The organism is Nocardia brasiliensis (genome assembly GCF_042691675.1).
Taxonomy (GTDB): domain Bacteria; phylum Actinomycetota; class Actinomycetes; order Mycobacteriales; family Mycobacteriaceae; genus Nocardia; species Nocardia brasiliensis_D.
In genome coordinates this window covers 3,057,840-3,076,167 of record NZ_CP170507.1, presented here as the reverse complement: position 1 = coordinate 3,076,167, position 18,328 = coordinate 3,057,840, and the positions used below count along the sequence as shown (strand labels likewise).

Annotated in this window: 20 protein-coding genes; 6 read left to right on the top strand and 14 right to left on the bottom strand. The window is 68.0% G+C overall.

Going from position 1 to position 18,328, the window contains the following annotated elements:
* Positions 1–8: 8 nt before the first annotated feature.
* The 14 genes from ACFK0J_RS14355 to ACFK0J_RS14290 are packed head-to-tail and all read right to left on the bottom strand — an operon-like array spanning position 9 to position 11,450.
* Positions 9–761, bottom strand: a complete 753-nt coding sequence (locus tag ACFK0J_RS14355; protein WP_378740286.1) for a VC0807 family protein — start codon at positions 759–761, stop codon at positions 9–11.
* The gene (locus ACFK0J_RS14350; RefSeq protein ID WP_378740283.1) at positions 758–1,963 is read right to left on the bottom strand and encodes an FAD-dependent oxidoreductase; all 1,206 of its coding nucleotides are present in this window, start codon (positions 1,961–1,963) and stop codon (positions 758–760) included. Before ACFK0J_RS14350 ends, ACFK0J_RS14355 begins: the two co-directional genes overlap by 4 nt.
* A gap of 45 nt (positions 1,964–2,008) precedes the next feature.
* Complete coding sequence (locus tag ACFK0J_RS14345; RefSeq protein ID WP_378740281.1) at positions 2,009–2,968, bottom strand: amidohydrolase family protein; 960 nt, start codon at positions 2,966–2,968, stop codon at positions 2,009–2,011.
* On the bottom strand, positions 2,965–5,409 hold the full coding sequence (locus tag ACFK0J_RS14340; protein ID WP_378740279.1) for a PEP/pyruvate-binding domain-containing protein: 2,445 nt from the start codon (positions 5,407–5,409) through the stop codon (positions 2,965–2,967). The genes ACFK0J_RS14345 and ACFK0J_RS14340 overlap by 4 nt, the downstream gene beginning before the upstream one ends.
* 2 nt (positions 5,410–5,411) lie before the next feature.
* A complete protein-coding gene (locus ACFK0J_RS14335) occupies positions 5,412–5,732 on the bottom strand; it encodes an antibiotic biosynthesis monooxygenase (protein ID WP_218476540.1) in 321 nt (106 codons plus the stop codon).
* Positions 5,729–6,100, bottom strand: a complete 372-nt coding sequence (locus ACFK0J_RS14330; protein WP_378740276.1) for an antibiotic biosynthesis monooxygenase family protein — start codon at positions 6,098–6,100, stop codon at positions 5,729–5,731. The genes ACFK0J_RS14335 and ACFK0J_RS14330 overlap by 4 nt, the downstream gene beginning before the upstream one ends.
* Positions 6,100–6,828 (bottom strand): SDR family NAD(P)-dependent oxidoreductase, encoded by a 729-nt coding sequence (locus ACFK0J_RS14325; RefSeq protein ID WP_378740274.1) that lies wholly within the window; start codon positions 6,826–6,828, stop codon positions 6,100–6,102. Before ACFK0J_RS14325 ends, ACFK0J_RS14330 begins: the two co-directional genes overlap by 1 nt.
* A gap of 31 nt (positions 6,829–6,859) precedes the next feature.
* Positions 6,860–7,339: a DUF1772 domain-containing protein gene (locus tag ACFK0J_RS14320; RefSeq protein ID WP_378740272.1), complete on the bottom strand. Its 480-nt coding sequence runs from the start codon at positions 7,337–7,339 to the stop codon at positions 6,860–6,862.
* Positions 7,339–7,854: an SRPBCC family protein gene (locus tag ACFK0J_RS14315; RefSeq protein ID WP_378740270.1), complete on the bottom strand. Its 516-nt coding sequence runs from the start codon at positions 7,852–7,854 to the stop codon at positions 7,339–7,341. The genes ACFK0J_RS14320 and ACFK0J_RS14315 overlap by 1 nt, the downstream gene beginning before the upstream one ends.
* The gene (locus ACFK0J_RS14310; RefSeq protein WP_378740268.1) at positions 7,851–8,177 is read right to left on the bottom strand and encodes an acyl carrier protein; all 327 of its coding nucleotides are present in this window, start codon (positions 8,175–8,177) and stop codon (positions 7,851–7,853) included. The genes ACFK0J_RS14315 and ACFK0J_RS14310 overlap by 4 nt, the downstream gene beginning before the upstream one ends.
* A 48-nt stretch (positions 8,178–8,225) precedes the next feature.
* The gene (locus ACFK0J_RS14305) at positions 8,226–9,455 is read right to left on the bottom strand and encodes a beta-ketoacyl synthase N-terminal-like domain-containing protein (protein WP_378740265.1); all 1,230 of its coding nucleotides are present in this window, start codon (positions 9,453–9,455) and stop codon (positions 8,226–8,228) included.
* Complete coding sequence (locus ACFK0J_RS14300; protein ID WP_378740262.1) at positions 9,452–10,717, bottom strand: beta-ketoacyl-[acyl-carrier-protein] synthase family protein; 1,266 nt, start codon at positions 10,715–10,717, stop codon at positions 9,452–9,454. Before ACFK0J_RS14300 ends, ACFK0J_RS14305 begins: the two co-directional genes overlap by 4 nt.
* Before the next feature lie 2 nt (positions 10,718–10,719).
* Positions 10,720–11,130, bottom strand: coding sequence for a cupin domain-containing protein (locus tag ACFK0J_RS14295; protein WP_378740260.1), 411 nt, complete (start codon positions 11,128–11,130; stop codon positions 10,720–10,722).
* Positions 11,127–11,450, bottom strand: a complete 324-nt coding sequence (locus ACFK0J_RS14290; RefSeq protein WP_378740258.1) for a TcmI family type II polyketide cyclase — start codon at positions 11,448–11,450, stop codon at positions 11,127–11,129. Before ACFK0J_RS14290 ends, ACFK0J_RS14295 begins: the two co-directional genes overlap by 4 nt.
* Positions 11,451–11,600: 150 nt before the next feature.
* Here ACFK0J_RS14290 and ACFK0J_RS14285 point away from each other — a divergent pair, with 150 nt between their 5' ends.
* From ACFK0J_RS14285 to ACFK0J_RS14260, 6 genes are all read left to right on the top strand, one after another.
* The gene (locus ACFK0J_RS14285; protein WP_378740256.1) at positions 11,601–12,641 is read left to right on the top strand and encodes a methyltransferase; all 1,041 of its coding nucleotides are present in this window, start codon (positions 11,601–11,603) and stop codon (positions 12,639–12,641) included.
* The gene (locus tag ACFK0J_RS14280; protein ID WP_378740254.1) at positions 12,638–13,780 is read left to right on the top strand and encodes a cytochrome P450; all 1,143 of its coding nucleotides are present in this window, start codon (positions 12,638–12,640) and stop codon (positions 13,778–13,780) included. Before ACFK0J_RS14285 ends, ACFK0J_RS14280 begins: the two co-directional genes overlap by 4 nt.
* A gap of 17 nt (positions 13,781–13,797) precedes the next feature.
* Entirely contained in the window at positions 13,798–14,994 is a 1,197-nt protein-coding gene (locus tag ACFK0J_RS14275; protein WP_378740252.1) for a cytochrome P450, read from the top strand.
* 1 nt (position 14,995) lies between these two features.
* Positions 14,996–16,153 (top strand): glycosyltransferase, encoded by a 1,158-nt coding sequence (locus ACFK0J_RS14270; protein ID WP_378740250.1) that lies wholly within the window; start codon positions 14,996–14,998, stop codon positions 16,151–16,153.
* Positions 16,150–16,590, top strand: a complete 441-nt coding sequence (locus ACFK0J_RS14265; protein ID WP_378740248.1) for a pyridoxamine 5'-phosphate oxidase family protein — start codon at positions 16,150–16,152, stop codon at positions 16,588–16,590. The genes ACFK0J_RS14270 and ACFK0J_RS14265 overlap by 4 nt, the downstream gene beginning before the upstream one ends.
* A 113-nt stretch (positions 16,591–16,703) precedes the next feature.
* A complete protein-coding gene (locus ACFK0J_RS14260; protein ID WP_378740246.1) occupies positions 16,704–17,405 on the top strand; it encodes a VC0807 family protein in 702 nt (233 codons plus the stop codon).
* Positions 17,406–18,328: the final 923 nt, after the last annotated feature.

The following is an 18,328-nucleotide window of genomic DNA, read 5'->3' as shown; positions in this document are numbered from 1 at the left end:
CTCCCCGTTCAGGCGTCGACAGCGGAGTCCCGCTCCGCCGCGATCGAAGTCCGCTCGAAACCTAGTGGCCGGACCGGTGTTTCGAGCACAAGCAGTCGTTCGGTGGCCTTGTGGTCGATGTCGCGGCGTAGCGCCGCCCGCAGCGGCCCGGCCAACCGCACGGTCGTGAAGATCAGCACCGGCAGCGTGACCAGGGTGGGCAGCTGCCCGGCGAATACCGCGATATCCAGCGGCATGCTGTAGATGATGACCACCCTGGTCACCGCCGAGGCAATGAACCCGAGCCCCCACAGCAGATTGATCAACCGCAGGCGACGCCGGAAGTGCGCGTCATGGTTCCACCCGCCCTCCCATGCGGCGATCAACCGCGGATCGCCCTTGGTGACGAACGGCGCGACGACATCGAAGACCACCGCGCGACCGACATAATTGGTGATCAACCCGTACACGCCGCCGACGAACGGCATCACCGCCGATTTGGCGAGCACCAGCCGCGGGTCGCCGGTGATGAACACCAGCAGCAACGTGGCCAGCAACATCACCAGGATCATCACCGAAAACGCGTTCACTCTGCGTTCGGTGGCTACTCGCCACACGGTGCGCAACCCGGCCACCACCGCGCCGACCGACAGCGCGATTACCGGCGAGACACCGAACACCAAGTGCAGCACCACGAAACTGATCACCGGCGCGGCCATATCGAGGGCCATCGGCGCCGCCGCGGCGACCGCGGGATAGCGCGTCAGCGCGGTCGAGCTCATCGGGCACCGCCTTTCACCAGAGGTCCGGTCCGGAACAGCTGTTCGGACCCGTGCAGCGAATTGCGCACGGCCGCATAGCCGTACTCCCGCATCGCCGTCTCGTAGCGGCCGACCGCCGCGACCGGATCCGCACCCTCGACCGCCGCGTCCGTCAATTGTTCGGTCAACAGGGCCGCGTCGCGCAGCGCGGTGTTGGCGCCGATGCCGCCGACCGGTGCGGTGGCGTGGATGGCGTCGCCGAGCAAGGTCACCCGGCTCGGCGACCAGTCCGCTCCCGGCTCGGTAACCCGGATCGAGAGCGGAAAAACGTCGTCCACCAACGATTCCGACATGATGCGGCGCAGCAGCGGACTCCAGTCCTCGATGTGCTGAAGCGCCAGTCGGTGCAGCTGAGCGGGCGAGAGCGCGAAGAAGCGCGCGTCATCGACGCCGAGCACCTCTTTCGGCGCGACCAGCGTCCACTTCAGGTAGCTCTGCACCGGATCGATCGCACTGCCGGGGGCATACCGCCGCACCGCCTCGTCGACCTCGGTCTGCGGCTGAAAGATGCCGCACGCCATCGTTTTCGGTCCGGGCGCGAGTACCGGCCGGGAACCGCCGAACAAGACGGCAGGCACCCACGACAGGGCCGCCGCGTCCAGGTTCATCTGGCCGTAGACGGCCCGCAGGCCGGTGTCGAGCAGGGCGACGTCGGGCAACAGCTGACCGCGCACCGCCGAGCCGATACCGTCGGCGCCGACCAGCACATCCGCCATCCAGGTGGTCCCGTCGGTGGTGTGCACCCGGACCCGCTCACCGACCTCGTACCCGACGACCGCGGTGTCGAAATGCACACTGTTCGCCAAACCGGTCAACAGGATCTGGCGCAGTGTCCGGCGATTGACCACGGTGCTCGCCCGCGCCGGATCGACGGCGGTCCCGGCAGCTTCCACCGAGAAGATCTCCCGCAGCTGTTCGTCCAGTCCGACGCCGCGCGACATGTACAACGGGTTCGCGGTGGCCATCGCCAGCTCGTACAGGTTCTCGGGCAGGCAGGCCGACAGCGCGGCGCGGCCGTGCGCGTCGATCCGCAGCCGCAGCCCCTGAAACCGCGAGCGCGCCGACGAGTCCCGCTCCAGCACGGTGGTCTCGATCCCGTTCTTGCGCAACCCCTGAGCCAGGCACAGTCCGCCGACACCCGCGCCCGCAATCACCACATGCATCCGCAACCAGATCCTTTCGCAGTGAGCCGTGGCCAACGCTGCCCGCTACTGTTCGAACATCGCTGGAATCGGGCTGGGAGCCGCACCAGTGGACCAGCCGGTGAACAGCCTGCGGGCCGTGCGCGCACCGGCCTCCGCCGCGCCGGGAAGCCGCGCGTACTGCTGCTCGAGTGCCGCACCCGCGGCAGTGACCGCGGCGTGCGGCGCGGCGCACCAGTCGGTGCCGAACAGGATCCGCTCGGGCGCGACGGTGGCGAACAGGCCCGGCAGCGCCGACGGCCCGGCCAGCGCGGTGTCGTAGTAGAAGCGCCCGAGCTGATCGCGGACCCGCACCGGGTCCGCGCCGAAGAAGCCGTGCGCCAGCGCCTCCACCCGGAACGCCGCGTACGGCAGGAAGCCACCGGCATGCGCGAGGACGAAGGAGATGTTCGGATAGCGGTCCAGCGCGTCGGACAGCACGAGACCGATGGCGCCCCGGGTGGTGTCGAGCAGGAAGTCGGCCAGCACCGCGGGGACCGAGGAACCCGCGGAATCCGGCGGCATCATCGGATGCACCAGGACGACGGCGCGGCGTCGGTCCAGTTCGGCGAGCACCGGCTCGAACAGCGGATCGCCGAGATAGTCGGAGCCGGAATGCGGGATCAGCACGAACCCGTCGGCGCCGAGTATGTCCTGCGAATATTCGATCTCGGCCAGCGCGTCATCGATATGCGGGATCGGTAGCGCGGCGAGCAAGCCGAATCTCCCCGGATGCGCACCGGCGAATTCGGCGACGGCTTCGTTGGCCTCGCGGCAGAAGAATTTCGCGGTGGCGGCGTCCGGAAGGTATTCGACCGGAATGGGATTGGAGATCACGGCATAGTCGATGCGCTGTTCGGCCAGCACGTCGAAGGTCTCCGACAGCGTCCACGGAATCTTGAACGGCGCCCCCATCCGCCGCATCAGGTCGGCGATTCGCGGCACGATCGCGTGGTGGTGCACGTCGATCCGGCCGGGTGCGGTCATCGCAGTACTCCGCCCTCGGTATCGAGCACCCGCACCACACCGGCGGTGCCGTCGACCTCGACCAGTTGCCCGTCGCGCAGCAGCTCGGTCGCACCCGTCACCGCCACGACGGCCGGAATGCCGTACTCGCGGGCGATGATCGCCGGATGGGAGAGCAGACTTCCGTTGTCGGCGATCAACGCGCCGAGGCTGGGGAACACCACCGACCACTGCGCGGTCGTCTCGGGACAGACCAGCACGTCACCGGCCCGGATCTTGCCGAAATCGGCTGCCCCCAACACGATTCTGGCCGGGCCGCGGTATCGGCCCGATGCCGCGGCGACCCCGGTCAACGTCCCCTCGGCAGCGCTCGCGCCGTCACGCTGCCCGCCGAACAAGCTCATCGACCAGGTCGCGATGTCCATGACATGCGATGCCGCGGCGGAGGGCGGCGTCATCTGGGGCTCCAGCGTCATCGGCTGCGGCGGTGTCCCGTAGGTGGGTGGCCCGGGATGGGTAGCGGCCCAAAGGCGTCTGCCGCGCCCCGTTCGCACCGCACCGGTCCGGTCGACGCCGTCGGAAAGTGCGGCGAGCGCATCCCGGTGGTCCAGATAGAACACATCCTCCACCTGCCCGATCACCTCGCGAGCGACCAGCCGTCGTCCCAGATCCAGGACCGCGTAGCGCACCAATGCCCATACCGACACGGCGAGATAAACCTTTTCATCGCGCACCGGCGCGGCTGCTTCCGCCGCGGCTACGGCGCGGAAGAACTGTTCGCGCCGCTCGGGTGGCTGGTCGGCCAGACCCTCCTGTGCGGCGGCCAGGGATTGCTCGACCCTGGTGCGCAGCGCCGCGCGTTCGACGTCCAGGTCGAACGGCGAATCGATTTGTGCGAAAACCAGATTCAGCAGGATCTCCGGCTGCTCGGCGAAAGTCGGCTCGGTGAGATCGAATCCGAGGGTGCGATGACCGTGGTCGCGGACGTAGTCGGCGAACGCGGCCGCGAATTCGGCGTCGATCTCCGGCAGTCGGGCCGCGGCGTCGCGAGTTCCGGCGGCCAGGGCCTCCCGGACCGCCGGTCTGGCGGATGCCAGGCGAGCGAGCGCGCCGAGCCCGACCGCCGCGGCCATGTGTTCGCCGGTCAATCCGCCACGCAGGCCCAGTGTTTCGGCGGCGGGCCAGCCGAGCAGTTCTTTCGTGAGCACACCCAGCTCACCGTTGAGGCAGACTCCCGCGCCGGTGAGCCGGAAGTACGCCAGGTGCAGCTCGCTGAACAGGTCCAGCAGATCGGCGAAATACGTGCCGAACGCCGCGTCGTCGAGTTCGGCGAGCGACAACGACACCGGACGCAACGCATCGATCCGTTCGGTGAACTCCCGGCGCTGCACCGAATGCCACTGTGCGACGAGCTTTTCCGGCGCCCCTTCGGCCAGCTCGACGGCGATCTTCTCCAAGCGCTCGATCAACGCGGGCATGGTGTCGGGCGGTGTCGTGGTGTAGATCCAGCCGCCGATCGCGTGCACCGACAACCGATTTCCGGTGGTGAAGGCGAAAACGCCAGGTGCGGCGGCGTCGAAGACGGGCAGGAAGATCGATTCCTGAATGGGCGTCCACGGCGCGGACACGCGCGCATCCTTCACCGAGAACCCGTCGGGCACGACAATCGGGATCGGAATCGGCTCGACCGCCTCGGCCAGTGTGGTGATCGGGCGGGCCTGCACCAACCACAGCCCCGTCTCGTCGAAGGCCCACTCGATATCCTGGGGTGTGCCGAATTCCGCCGCCACCTGGACGGCAAGCTCGGCTACCTGAGCCGCCTCGGCAGCGGAGAGACCCGCCGAGCCCGCCGCGGAACGCAGCACCGCCTGCCCGTCCCGCACGGACCATTCGTCGGCGACCGCGGAGCCGTCCATCAATTGTTCGGCCAGGCCGGACACCGCACTGACCACGGCCTCGGCCGGATCACCGGTCACCGGATTCACACTGAACGCCGCCCCGGCGGCGCGGGCCTCGACCATCCGCTGCACCAGCACCGCCATCCGCGGCGCTGCCGCGCCCGCCCGATCGTCGGCCCCGCGATACACCGCGACCCGTTGCGAGCGCGCCGAGCGCCAGCAGGTGTCCACTGCGGCCAGCACCGCATCGATACCGTGCACGTTGAGCACCGATTCGTACTGCCCCGCAAACGATTTCCCGGCCAAGTCCTCCTCGATGCCGGAGGAGCGCACCGCGACGCCCACCGTTTCCGCGTCCAGCTCGGCCAATGCCGTCGCCACTTCCGCGACCAGATCGGGCACGGATTCCGCGGTCTCCCCCGCCTCGGCCGCCTGCCAGTCGATCGCGAATCCGTCCGGCACCGGGAATCCGGCCCGCCGCAATCGGGCAAGCACCGCGGCCTTTCGGCCGACCCGTCCGGTGTCCTCGATATCCAGTTGCGACAACGCGATGACGTGGACCACGCTCACTCCGATCGTCGGGCTCGGTGGGCGGCCGCCACCTCGAAGACTTCGAACACCTTGCCGCGGGAGTCGTCTTGATACGGCCGCAGCGGTGAGGTGGCGCCGCGATGTGCCTGACCACTCTCCCAGGCGCGGAAAGCGGGCAGCGATTCCCATTCGCTCAGCACCGCACCGCTGTCGCCCGCACCGCGCAACAGTTCGTTGCCGAGTAGCCCGGCCGTGCCCGCGAGGTCCGCGCTGATGCGGTGGTAGGCGTCCTCGACCGCCGCGGCGTCGGCGTCGGTGATGGACAGATAGACCAGGACCCGGACGCGTCCGGTCACGCTGGAGCCTGCTGTCGGGTGAACGGCGCACCGGCCGAGTCCGTTTCGGCCGACGCGGCACCGGTCAGGTAGTGCAGCACGGTGGCCACCGCCATCGACCCCTTGCTCCGATACGGGTGCAGCCGGGAACGGTGGTGCAGATGCTCCTCGCTGCGCTCGTAAGTTCGGAACGACGCCTCGTCCACCCAATCGCTGACGATGTAGTACACCGCCTGCTCCTCGGTGCTGCGGGAAAGCCACTGCCCCAGATTGGCGGGCTGGCCGGTGATGATCGACGCGCCGTCGAGCCATGCGCGCTCGAATTCGGCCTCCTGCCCGGGGTTCACCTCCATCCGCAGCATCACCCGGAAAACCGTGCTCTCGGTCATCAGATACCTCCGTCGACATGAATGGTCTCGCCGGTGACGTACGCGGCCCAGTCACCGGCCAGGAAAGCGACGACGGCGGCGATATCGGCGGTCGTGCCCAGCCTGCGCAGCGAGGTCATCCCCTCGTATCGAGCGATCACCTCGGCGGGCAGTTCCACCTCGGTCGCGGTGACTCCGGGGGCGACCAGATTCACCCGAATGCCCTGGGGGCCGAGCTCTTTCGCCAATGACCGGGTGAGTCCGATCAGTCCGGCCTTGGCCGCGGTGTAGTGCGCGCGCAGCGGAATGCCGACCGTGGCGACCCGGGAACCGATATTGATCACCGACGCACCGCGGTCCAGCAACGGCAGCACTTGCTGGGTGACGTGGAACGCGGCGGTCAATCCGGTATCGATGACCCGATGCCATTCGGCCAGTGGCAATTCCGCGAACGGCACATGGCTGATCGCGCCCGCGTTGTTCACCACCACGTCGAGCGTGCCGAAGCGTTCCCGGCAGGTCTGAGCCAAGGCGATCACCTGATCCGGGTCGGTCACGTCGGTCAGCACCAGGTGGTGGTCGCCGCCGATCGTGGCGAGTTCCTTCGCCAGCACCTCGACGTGGTCGCCGGGGGTGTGATAGCAGGCGATCACCTGCGCACCGGCCTCGGCCAGCGTCCGGGTGATCGACGCGCCGATGCCGCGTACCCCGCCGGTCACCAGTGCCGTCTTGTTCGCCAGCGCATTCATGATCTCGACTCCTCTTGATTTCGAGCTGGATTCACCCAGCGAAGGCGGTGGTGAGCACCGCGATGACGAAAGCGGTCGATGCCGACCCGGTGCGCACGACATTCCAGCGCCGCCAGTGCCCGCGCGGGTCCCGGTCGGACCAGTCGGCGGGCGGATGATCCGGATCCAGGCTCGCCACATAACGATTCACCGGCAGGTTCTTGGTCACCGAGATGAGCACGGTCCCGGCCAGCAGCGCCGCCGCGAGCCCGAAGCCGATCCGGACCGGGGCGGAATCGGCGACCAGGATCGCGAGCACCAGGTACACCAGCAAGGCGGTGAGATTCAGCGCGGGCATGATCGGATCGAAGCGCGGCCACATGAACCGCACTCCCGCAACGTATTCCCGGTAAGACTGCACGCCCTGGTAGGGCGCGACGCCGATCACCGTGGCCAGCATGATCCCGGTCGCCAGCCCGTTGGCGGCGATCCCGACCGCCGAAAGCACCGGCCCCGCGGCACCCGTCGGCATCAGCCCGCTCCGTCCGCGGCATGGCGCGCCTCCAGGATCTGCTTGATCCGGCTCATTTCCCGCGGCGTGTTGGTGTTGATCCGCTCGGCCATCTGCTCGTCGGTGATCGGGGCGGTCGGCTTCAGCCGGAAGCGCTGCTGCCAGCGCAACCGCACACCATCCGCCTCGGGCGTGTATTCCCAGCGCAGGTACATGAATTCGAACGGGCCGGTCTCCACTCGCCGGGCATGCACCACCCGGGCGTCGGGATCGAGGCGCCGCTCGGACACCCAGCTCCAGACGGCGCCATTCGCGTCGGGGTGCATGGTCAGCCGGAAGCGCACGTAATCCGGTCGCTCATCGAGTATTTCGACGGCGGCGTACTCGCTGAACAACCCGGGCCACGCGGACACGTCGTTGGTATCGACCCAGACCCGATCGAGCGGGGCGTTGATCACCACCGCGTTCTCGGTCACCAGGCCACCGCTGGCCGCGTCCGGGAAAACCGTGCCGATCTCGGCGTCGACGCCGGTCATGACTGCGGCACCGGGTTGTTGCCGCGCTGAACCAGTGCCGTCGGCGTACTGGTCAGTGCCGCCGGTGGAGCGTCCGCGAGCAGGGCGTTGACCGCGGCGATCAGCTCGGCCGGTGTGCTGGTCCCGGTGATCTGCCCGTCCGCCAATCGAACGCCGAACTGCCGCCGGATGAGCGCCTGCGTCTCGATCAACGCCAGCGAATCCAGGCCCAGCTCCTCGAATTCGATGGCGGTGATGTCACCGGAGACACCGAGTTCCTCGTCCGGTTCGCCGAAGGCTTGGACCAGAATCGGTCGCAGATCCTCGATCGTGAACTCAGCCATCGCTGTCCCTCCTATTGCGCGAAATTCGATACGTTGCGGCCGAGGCGTTCATGACGTCGCGGCCAATACCATCGCGGAGTTGAATCCGCCGTGCCCGCGCGCGAGCACCACCGCGTACCGCAGCGGTCGCGACCGTGGGCTGCCGATGACCAGATCCAATTCCGGATAGGCCGAGGTGATCTCGCCCGGTGTCGGCGGGATCGTCTGATGGCGCAATGCCAGCAGGGCGGTGGCGACGTCGAGGGCCGAACCACCCGCGTACAGCCGTCCGGTCAGCGCCTTCGGTGCGGTCACCGGCACCGCGCGCGGCCCGAATACCGCGGTGATGGCCGCCGCCTCGGCGGCGTCCAGCTCCGGAACCGCCATCGCGTCGGCGAAGACGACACCCACCTCGTCCGGGGCGCAGCCCGCATCGGCCACGGCCCGCACCAGAACACGGCGCAGACCCGTCCCGGTCGCCGGAGTCGCATCGAAACCCGCCGCGTACCCGGCGATCCTGCCGTAGCCGACGCCGCCGCGGGCGGTGACGTCGTCGGCGGGCTCCACGGTGAACATCGCGCCACCCTCGCCGGGTACGAAACCCATTGCGCCAGCGTCGAAAGGCAGATAGCCGCGAGCGGGATCGGTTGCCGCGCTGAGTAACCCGCCCGCCATCTGGCAGGAATACGCGTAGGGCGACAGCGGAGCCTCGGTTCCGCCCGCGAGCATCAAACCAGCGCCGCGGCGCACCTCCCGACGCGCCTGCGCCAGCGCGTCCAGCCCCGCCGCCTGCTCGGTCAGCACGACCGAACACGGCCCCTTCGCGCCGTTGCGGATCGACACCTGCCCGGTCGTCGCCGCGTAGAACCAGGCGATCGATTGGTACGCACTGACCTCTACCGGGCCCGAGGCCCACAAGTTCGCGATCTCGCGCTGGCCGAATTCGTTACCGCCGGAGGAACTTCCGGTCACCACACCGATTGATTCGGCGGGCAGGCCCGCCAGGTCCAGACCGGCGTCGGCGATGGCCGCTGCCGTCGCGGCGAGACCGAACCAGGTCCACCGATCGGTCTGTACCGTCAACCGGCGCGGGATATGTTCGGCAGCAACGAAATCGGGAACCGGAGCGTGGAGAATGCTGAGGTACCCGCTGTCGCGGTACTGCTCGTTCATCCGAATTCCGCTCACGCCGGATAGACACGCCCGCCAGTGCGCGTCCGTACCGACACCGGTCGGGGCGACGATACCGATCCCGGTCACCACCGCCGCAACGGTTTTCGAGCGCACATCGACACTCATCGCACGGCCCCCACTTCGGCCAACACCATCGCGGACTGGAATCCGCCGAAACCGCTGCCGACCGTCAGCACCGTCCGCAGCGACGCATCGCGCGCCGTCCGCGGCACATAATCGAGATCACAGAAGGGATCCGGCTCGTACAGATTCGCGGTCGGCGGCACCACCTGATGACGCAAAGCCAAAGCACACGCGGCGATTTCGATCGAGCCGATCGCCCCGAGCGAATGCCCGACCATCGATTTGATCGAACTCACCGGCACCCGATACGCGTGCGGGCCGAGCGCTCGCTTCAACGCCATGGTTTCGTGCCGATCGTTCTGCTGGGTACCAGATCCGTGTGCACTGACGTAGTCGATGGCAGTCGGGTCGAGCCGAGCCCGGTCCAGGGCGACGCGGATGGCGCCGGACAGCTCGAGCCCGTCCGGACGCAACCCGGTCATGTGAAATGCGTTGGCCTGACGGCCTTCACCGGCCACGGCACAGTAGATATCCGCACCGCGCCGTCGTGCCCGTTCGGCGGTCTCCAGGACGAACATCGCCGCCCCCTCGGCGAGGACGAAACCGCTGCGCCTGCGATCGAACGGGCGCGAGGCGCCGGCGGGATCGGAATCGTCGGCGGTGGTCGCCAGAATGGCGTCGAAGGAGGCCGAGGAGATCGGCGAAATCGGCGCCTCGGTCGCCCCGACCACGGCCACCTCGGCCGACCCCTCTCTGAGCAGTTCGGCCGCGTGCGCCACCGCGTCGATGCCCGCGGTGCAGCCGGTGGAGATCATCGCGCACGGCCCGCCCGCGCCGAGGGTCCGCGCCACCTCGGCGACCGTGGCGGACGGCACGAGATAGCTGTAGGCCTGCGCGGACAGCGCCGCGGCGTCGACCAGCCAGCGCGCGCCGGACCCACTGATGTTCACGAACTCGTGCTCCAGGCTGGTGGTCGCACCCACCGCGCTGCCGATCACCACCGCGGTTTCCGCAGCGCATTCGGACAGCTCGATGCCACTGTCCGCGATCGCCTCCGCGGCACTGACCAGCGCGAACTGGGTCATCCGGTCCAGTTCGTCGACCTGGCGCCGGTCCAGGCCGTTGGCGGCGGGATCGAAATCGACCTCCGCCGCGATCCGCGACCGGAAGGCCGACGCATCGAAGAGGGTGATCGGCCGGGTCGCGGTGCGTCCGTCGACCAGTAGCTGCCAGAAGTCTTTGCTGCCGACACCGCCGGGCGCCACCACCCCGACTCCGGTGATCACCGGCGTGCGCGCGTCCATGGTTATCCGGTCACCTGCGGCTGCGCGGCGTCCGGATCGGGTAGCGGCTCGGTGTCGACGTGGCCGAGCGCGGGCTCCGGCGCCAGCGGCCCGAGCTGGAATACCGCTTCGGCGGGCACCGTACCCCGGTTCTCCACCCGATGCCGCACCCCGATCGGCACGAAAACCGCACTGCCCGTGGCAACTTCGAGCGGTTCGCCGTCCAACAGCACCGTCAGCGAACCGGAGACGACGTAGAGGAACTCCTCCGAATACGGGTGGTAGTGCTCGCTGACGAACTCGTCGGGCGCCAGCCGCAGTACACCCAGAAATCCGGATGTCGACTCGACCGTGCGCGGGCTGAGCAGCACGCGCAGGTCGCCGCCACGCCGCCGATTCGGCTCGACGGCGGCCGCCGCCACCACCCGCGTCATGGCCGCGTCCACTGATAGAACGGCCGGGCCATCGCGTCGGCCGGACTGCGCCAGCTCGGCGAATAGGGCTCGATGAACGGCAGCAGACCCTCGTTGATCTCCCGGAACAGCGGATGGTCCCGCACCTCGGCGACCCGGCCCGCCACCGCCGCGTCGGCCTCGATCAGATGGAAATACAGGTCGTGAAAAGCGAACAACGTGCGCCGCCGCACCCCGACCAGATGCGGCAGTTCGGTCTCGTCCGAACGCGCGAACAGCTCGGCGACCCGCTCGCTGTCCCCTGGCCGCATCCGCGCCACGATCAGACTGAGCTCCGACATCTTCGCTTCTCCTCACGTTGCTCAACGCCCCCAATGAGATTCGCCGGACTCTGTCACTTCCTGATCGAGCCGCACTGTGGACCCGATCGAAGACAGCAGGTCGAGAGCTGCTCCAGCGATCGTGGAGCGCGCGAACCGACGATCGCTCGCATGTCGACCGAGACCACCACGGGTGGGCAGGCCCAGCAACAGCTACTCGGATTGCTGGCCGGAAAGATGATCTCCGCGACCATCTGCACGCTGGCACGAATCGGCATCGCCGATCACCTTGTCGATGGCCCGCAGCCGGTGAGCGCGCTGGCCACGGCCACCGGGACCGACCCGGACATGCTCTACCGCTTCCTGCGCACCGCGGCGGCGGTCGGCGTGTTCACCGAGCATCCGGACAAGTCGTTCGAACTCACCGAAACCGGTACGCTGCTGCGTTCGGACGTGGACGGCTCGCTGCGGTACCTGGCCTACCTCTACGGCGAGGAAAGTGTCTGGAACTGCTTCGCCTACGCGGCCGATACGCTGCGCACCGGCAAACCCGCCGGACCCGCCCTGCGCGGCGGCCGCGGCTGGTTCGACTACATGGCGGACAGTCCGGAATACGCGGAGGTCTTCCATCGGGCGATGACCGGGGTGAGCAATCGCGCGCCGGAAGTGGCCGCGGGCTACGACTTCAGCAGGTTCGCGACAATCGCCGATATCGGCGGCGGGCAGGGCAGGCTGCTGTCGGCGATCCTGGCGGCCAATCCGCAGCAGCGTGGTCTGCTCTTCGATACCGAATCCGCGATCGGTGGCGCCGAACCCGTGCTGACCGAATTCGGGGTGCGCGACCGGGTGGACTGCGTGGTCGGCGACTTCTTCGAGAGTGTGCCGCCGGGGGCGGATGCCTATCTGCTGAAAGCGATCCTGCACGACTGGAACGATGCCGACGCGCTGCGCATCCTGCGCAGTATTCGCGCCGTAATCGACGAGAACGCACGGGTCTTCGTAATCGAGGCCGTGGTGCCCGGGCCGGGCGAATGGCATTTCAGCAAGGCGATGGATATCGCCATGGCGGTCAGTCTCGGGGGTAAGGAGCGCGACCTCGACGAATGGCGAGAACTGTTCGCGCAGGCCGACTTCCACCTCGTCGGTGCCACCCGCACCGCACCGCCGCACTGGCTGATCGAGGCCGAACCGGTAGCGAGGCAGCGGCAATGACCGATAGTTGCCCCTACCCGTTCGCCTGGCCCGCCGACCTGACCCAGCCCGAGGCGCTGCGGCTGGCGCACCGCGACCCGTTTCCGGTGGTGACCCTGCCCAGCGGGGATCAGGCGGTGCTGGCCACCCGCTACCAGACCATCCGCACGCTGCTCGCCGACCCGCGAATCAGCAAGGACCGCAACCGAACCGGCGTGGCCAAGATGACCGCCCGGCCGCAGAAGGTGTTCCAGCGGCCGATCGACATGTCGCCGCCCGCGCACGCCCGAATGCGGCGGCTGATCGCCCGTGAGTTCACCGCCGCCCGAGTCGAGACGATGCGACCGCGCATCGCGGCCATTGCCGACGAACTGCTCGATCGGATGGCGACGACCGGATCGGGCGGGCCGGTCGATCTGAATACCGCGTTCGCGTTTCCGCTGTCGATCCAGGTCATCTGCGAATTGCTCGGTGTTCCCGCGCGGGAACGCCACTACTTCGGCGACACCAGCAGGCCGCCCTGGGACTACATGCGCGAGCTCATCGAACGCAAACGGCAGGATCCCGGCTCAGATCTGATCAGTGCGCTGATCGCGGTGACCGACGCCGACGATGGTCGCCTCACCCCGGACGAGCTGCATTTCTGGTCCACGTTGCTGCTGCTCGCGGGCTACGAGACGACGGCGAACCAGATCGCGGGCGCGGTCGTGCTCTTGCTGAACCACCCCGACCAACTGACGCTGCTGCGCGCCGAGCCGACCCTCATCACCGGTGCCGTCGAGGAGTTGCTGCGCTGCCAGGTGGTCGGTACCTCGCTGTCGATGCTGCGCTACGTCACCGAGGACGTCACCGTCGACGATCGCGTTATCCCCAAAGGCACCAGCATCATTCCCGCACTCGAATGCGCCAACCACGATCCGGGGGTATTCGCCGAACCCGATCGCATCGACCTCACCCGCCGCGACGGCCAACAGCTGACCTTCAGCGTCGGCCGGCACTTCTGCCCCGGTGCACCGCTGGCGCGCGCCCAGCTGCAACTCGGCATCGGCGCGCTGATCGAACGCTTCCCCACGCTGGAGCTCGCGGTGCCCGCCGAGCGACTGGGCCGGGTCGACGACCATTTCTTCCAGGGCTTCCGCACGGTTCCCGTGCGGTGGTGAACAGCAGGAAGGCGAACATGACCGCCGCAGACCCCGTCCACTATCCCTTCACCCGGCCTGCCGCGCTGGAACCGCCGCGCGAGCTGTTCGGATTGTCCGAATGCCCGATGGTTCCGGTCCGGCTGCCGAGCGGGGACGACGCGGTGCTGGTCACCCGGCACGCCGATATCCGCGCGCTGCTGGTGCATCCGGCGGTGAGCCGCAATCTGAACCGGCCGGACGCCGCGCGAATCAGCAAGCACAACAGCATGTTCCAGGACTCGAGGATGGACCCCGACCCGCCGGAGCACACCCGGGTGCGGCGGCTGGTCATGCAGGCGTTCAGCCCCGCCAGGGTGGCGGCGCTGGAACCGTTCATCGGCACGGTCGTCGACGAACTGCTTGACGCGATGGCAGCGCACGGCGGACCGGTGGATCTGAATCAGGCCTTGGCGTTTCCGCTGCCGATCCGGGTGCTCTGCCGACTGCTCGGCGTCCCCGCGCAGGACGAGGCGCGCTTCCGTGGCTGGACCGAGCACTTCCTCTCGGTCAGCCAGTTCAGCGGTCCCGAGATCGGGGCGGCGATGCGGGAGATGAACGAGTACATCGCGACATTGATCGAGACCAAGCGCGCCGAACCCGGCGACGACTTGATCAGCGCGATGATCGCCGCGCACGACGCCGACGACGGCCGCCTGACCGGCTACGAGCTGCACTGGTGGTGCCGTCTGCTGCTGCTGGTCGGCTACGAGACGACCGCGAGTCAGCTCGCGGGCACCGTGGCGCTGCTGCTGTCGCGGCCGGATCAGCTCGCGCTGCTGCGCGCGGATCCCAGCCTGGTCCCCGACGCGGTCGAGGAGGCGTTGCGGTGGAAGCTGGTCGGCTCGTCGGTGTCGATGCTGCGCTACGTCACCGCCGACATCGCCATGGATGGTTACACCATTCCGGCGGGGACCAGCGTCATTCCGGCGGTGGACGCCGGGAACTTCGATCCCGCGGTGTTCGAACGTCCCGAGGAATTCGACATCACCCGCCCGGACAACGACCACCTCACCCTCAGCCGAGGGCCGCACTTCTGCATCGGCGCGGGCCTGGCTCGCGCCGAACTGACTATGGCGGTCGGCCGACTGCTCACCCGCTTCCCGACGCTGCGGCTGGCGGTTCCGGCGGCCGAGCTGCGTCGGCAAGAGGGGGCGCTGCTGGAAGGTTTCCTCGGCATCCCGGTGGAGTGGTGAGATGCGCGTTCTGGTCGTCAACTGGGCGTGGCCCTCACACTTCATGCCGCTGGTTCCGGTCTTGTCGGCGCTGCGCGCGGCGGGCGCGGATGTGCGGGTGGCCAGTCAGCCGATGCTGCAACGCGTCGTCACCGACGCGGGCCTCGTCTTCGTCCCCGCCGGTGACGACGTCGATCACTCGGCGCTCCGGGCCCGCACAGCCGAGGCGGCGCCGCGCGCGGCCGAGATCTGGCAGGTCGACGAACGCACAAGGATGACACAGGTTTTCGCGGTTTTCGCCGAACGTGCGCGGCTGATGCTCGACGACACCGTCGACTACGCGCAGCGCTGGCAACCCGATCTGGTGTTCTACGAGCCGACCAGTTTCGCGGGTCCGCTCGTTGCCGGACTGCTCGGTGTGCCCGCGATCCGGCATATCCACGGCGTCGATATGACCTATCGGGCCAGGGAAGCCACGCCGGAATTGGTCGCGCCGTTGGCCGCGCAACTCGGCATCCCCTTGCCGGATCTACTCGGTACCCGCACGGTCGATCCGTGCCCGCCTTCACTCCAGATCCCCACCGAGACCACGTCGACCACCGTGCGCTACATCCCGTACAACGGCCCCGCGGTCATTCCGGCGTGGCTCGCGGAGCCGCCGACCGTGCCCCGGATCTGTCTGACCTGGGGTACCACGGTCACCGCGCAGGGCGGGGAATTCCTGCTGCCGGAGGTGCTGGCCGCACTCGACGGGCTCGAGCTCGATGTGGTGGTGACGGTGCGGGCCGCGGAGATCGAGCACCTCGGGCCGTTGCCGAGCAATGTGCGCGCCGTCTCCGGACTTGCCCTGCACCTGCTGGTGCCCTCCTGCGCGCTGGTGATCCATCAAGGTGGTTTCGGCACCATGCTCACCTCGGTCGATGCCGGGGTTCCGCAGCTGTTGCTGCCGCAGTTTCCGCATCACATGCTGCCCGCCGAACAACTGCGCGGCACCGGTGCGGCGGCGGTGCTTCCGGTCGCCGATTTCGATCGCGAGGTGGTACGGGAGCTGGTGCTGCGGCTGGTCGGCGACTGTCCCGAGCGCATCGCCACCGCGGAACTCCGCGCCGAACTGCGCGCACAGCCGACGCCCGCCCAGGTCGCGCCGGAGCTACTGAACCTCGGAAAGGGGACACCGTGAAGCCAGCGGCTCCGCGCGCACTGTCCGACCGCAAAGATCATGTTCTCGAACTGCTCGGCGGTGGTCATCTGTGGCTGGCCACCGCGGCCGATTCGCTGCCGCATCTGGTGCCGCTGGCCTTCGTCTACGGCGCCGGGGACCTGCTGATGGTGACCAAACCCGATACCAGGACCGCGCGCAGCCTCGACGGGTCCGGCCGGGTCCGGGCCGCGCTCGGCGATACCCGGGACGTCGTGCTCATCGACGGCGAGGCGACCCTGTTCGATCCACGCGCAGCCGACGCGTCCATCGGTGAACTGCTCGACGCGCTGCCGATGGGGCGTCGGGTGCCCGGCAGCGTCGGGATCAGGCTGCGACCCGACCGCATTCAGGCATGGCAGTCGATGGCCGAGATCGGCGATCGCACGTTGATGTCGGGCGGCCGGTGGCTGGTCTGAGCTCGACCGGACAGGAGATAACTCCCATCGAAGTCGGCGGTTTCGTCACTTCGCCGCGCCGACCTCGCCCAATAGCCTGAAATTGCCACCACCACAACCGATCAGGAGCATCGATGACGGTCGCGACGCCGAAGAAGACGAGCAGGTTCAAGGCACTGTTGCCATTGTTCGGCAATGTGATCGTGTCGACCGTGCTGTACTTCGCCCTGCGTGCGGTCGGCTTCAGCGAGATCTGGTCACTGGCCATCCCCGGCATCATCGTCGCGATCACCACTACCGTGGGCAGTATCCGGCGGCGCTCGCTGGACGTCATCGGCGCGCTGGTCATCGTGGAACTGGCGGTGTCACTCGGCTTGGCGTTCGTCACCGACGACCCCCGCATCGCCGCCATCCGCCCCGCCCTGTACATGCTCACCACCGGCGCGTTCTTCCTGTTCACCTGCGTAGTCGGCAAGCCGGTCATGTACCTGCTCGCCACCCCCATGGCCACCAACGGCGGCGAACCCCGCCGAACCGCCGCCTACCACCGCGCCTGGGACGAGGAGCCACGATTCCGCCGCCTCGAGCGCGTGATGACCGCAGGCGTCGGACTGACCATGTTCCTCGACTCCGGCCTACGAGTAGCCATCGTCTACAGCTCCCCCGCCACCGACTTGGACCGCTCCTTCCTGGTCTCCAACGGCGCCGCAATCGTCATGGTCGTCCTAGTAGTCGCAATCATGTTCACCTGCATCCCCCGCCTGTCGAAAATCGTCGACCAAGTCCAACAACGACTCCCCACCGACCTCGCCCCCGACGAGGCCCACACCCCCTGATCAGGCAGGCCGGGGTTCGATTCCGCTTAGCTCCACCAGAAAGGCTTGCCCAGACGGACCGGGCCTTCGTTCTATCATGCGAGTCTGCGCCTGCCAGCTTCGCTTGACGCCCGGCTTGTCTATTCGCACCAGTCCAGGGCCCACGCCCACGGATCCCTTCCAGATCTCGGACTTCCTGCGGCGGTGCCCTGGACCCTGGTCTAAGGACGGAGCTCACCTGACTCCCCACCCTGAAAAAGGTTGAGCGCGACGAGGAACGTTGGAGCGATCGGAAGGGGCCGCGACGGTGCGGATGCCGACCGTCCCCGCTATGAACCTGCTGCCAGTGCAAGAACGAGGCCTGAGCATGCCCCTGAAAGGAGGTGTCCAGACCACACTTTCGGCTCTAGACTGGGACGGTCGGGAGGTTGCCAGGCTGTGCGGTGGCCGTCGGATGTCTCCCTGAGGGAGCAGCCGCATACGAGGAGGCGACTTAGACTTGGGATTCGATGTTGAGCGTAAGCAGAGCAGCGGGATGCGCCGCTCTGAAGGCCGGGTCTTCCACCGGTACGTTGCAACTTGGACCAAGGATCGGCCGCACGCTAGCGACGAGGAGTGCGCAGCGGCGGCACAGCAGTACTTCCAAGGAGTAACTGCCGACAAGATCGCCGAGATACGTCGACACCACGAACCCCCTCCATACCAGGCTGTGGCGGTTCAGCCGACACGTTACAAGCCATATGTGCAGGAACAGCTGGTGGAGACGACGACGCCGACACCAAGCTTGCCGCCACGGGAGCGATGCCACGCATGCGACATCCTGCCCGACATCGCTGGGAACTGTCTGTGTGGCTGACCGCTAGTGGACAGGACCGACCCCTTTCTCACCGATGTGGTGTCATTAGCACTGGATGAATTCCGTAGACCTGAGTAGCGAGAGAGCT

What these genes read in the sequence shown, in the direction of transcription:
- ACFK0J_RS14355 (WP_378740286.1), bottom strand. Translation starts at nt 761, where the DNA reads ATGAGCTCGACCGCGCTGACGCGCTATCCCGCGGTCGCCGCGGCGGCG.
- ACFK0J_RS14350 (WP_378740283.1), bottom strand. Translation starts at nt 1,963, where the DNA reads ATGCATGTGGTGATTGCGGGCGCGGGTGTCGGCGGACTGTGCCTGGCT.
- ACFK0J_RS14345 (WP_378740281.1), bottom strand. Translation starts at nt 2,968, where the DNA reads ATGACCGCACCCGGCCGGATCGACGTGCACCACCACGCGATCGTGCCG.
- ACFK0J_RS14330 (WP_378740276.1), bottom strand. Translation starts at nt 6,100, where the DNA reads ATGACCGAGAGCACGGTTTTCCGGGTGATGCTGCGGATGGAGGTGAAC.
- ACFK0J_RS14325 (WP_378740274.1), bottom strand. Translation starts at nt 6,828, where the DNA reads ATGAATGCGCTGGCGAACAAGACGGCACTGGTGACCGGCGGGGTACGC.
- ACFK0J_RS14320 (WP_378740272.1), bottom strand. Translation starts at nt 7,339, where the DNA reads ATGCCGACGGGTGCCGCGGGGCCGGTGCTTTCGGCGGTCGGGATCGCC.
- ACFK0J_RS14315 (WP_378740270.1), bottom strand. Translation starts at nt 7,854, where the DNA reads ATGACCGGCGTCGACGCCGAGATCGGCACGGTTTTCCCGGACGCGGCC.
- ACFK0J_RS14310 (WP_378740268.1), bottom strand. Translation starts at nt 8,177, where the DNA reads ATGGCTGAGTTCACGATCGAGGATCTGCGACCGATTCTGGTCCAAGCC.
- ACFK0J_RS14305 (WP_378740265.1), bottom strand. Translation starts at nt 9,455, where the DNA reads ATGAGTGTCGATGTGCGCTCGAAAACCGTTGCGGCGGTGGTGACCGGG.
- ACFK0J_RS14300 (WP_378740262.1), bottom strand. Translation starts at nt 10,717, where the DNA reads ATGGACGCGCGCACGCCGGTGATCACCGGAGTCGGGGTGGTGGCGCCC.
- ACFK0J_RS14295 (WP_378740260.1), bottom strand. Translation starts at nt 11,130, where the DNA reads ATGACGCGGGTGGTGGCGGCGGCCGCCGTCGAGCCGAATCGGCGGCGT.
- ACFK0J_RS14290 (WP_378740258.1), bottom strand. Translation starts at nt 11,450, where the DNA reads ATGTCGGAGCTCAGTCTGATCGTGGCGCGGATGCGGCCAGGGGACAGC.
- ACFK0J_RS14285 (WP_378740256.1), top strand. Translation starts at nt 11,601, where the DNA reads ATGTCGACCGAGACCACCACGGGTGGGCAGGCCCAGCAACAGCTACTC.
- ACFK0J_RS14280 (WP_378740254.1), top strand. Translation starts at nt 12,638, where the DNA reads ATGACCGATAGTTGCCCCTACCCGTTCGCCTGGCCCGCCGACCTGACC.
- ACFK0J_RS14275 (WP_378740252.1), top strand. Translation starts at nt 13,798, where the DNA reads ATGACCGCCGCAGACCCCGTCCACTATCCCTTCACCCGGCCTGCCGCG.
- ACFK0J_RS14270 (WP_378740250.1), top strand. Translation starts at nt 14,996, where the DNA reads ATGCGCGTTCTGGTCGTCAACTGGGCGTGGCCCTCACACTTCATGCCG.
- ACFK0J_RS14260 (WP_378740246.1), top strand. Translation starts at nt 16,704, where the DNA reads ATGACGGTCGCGACGCCGAAGAAGACGAGCAGGTTCAAGGCACTGTTG.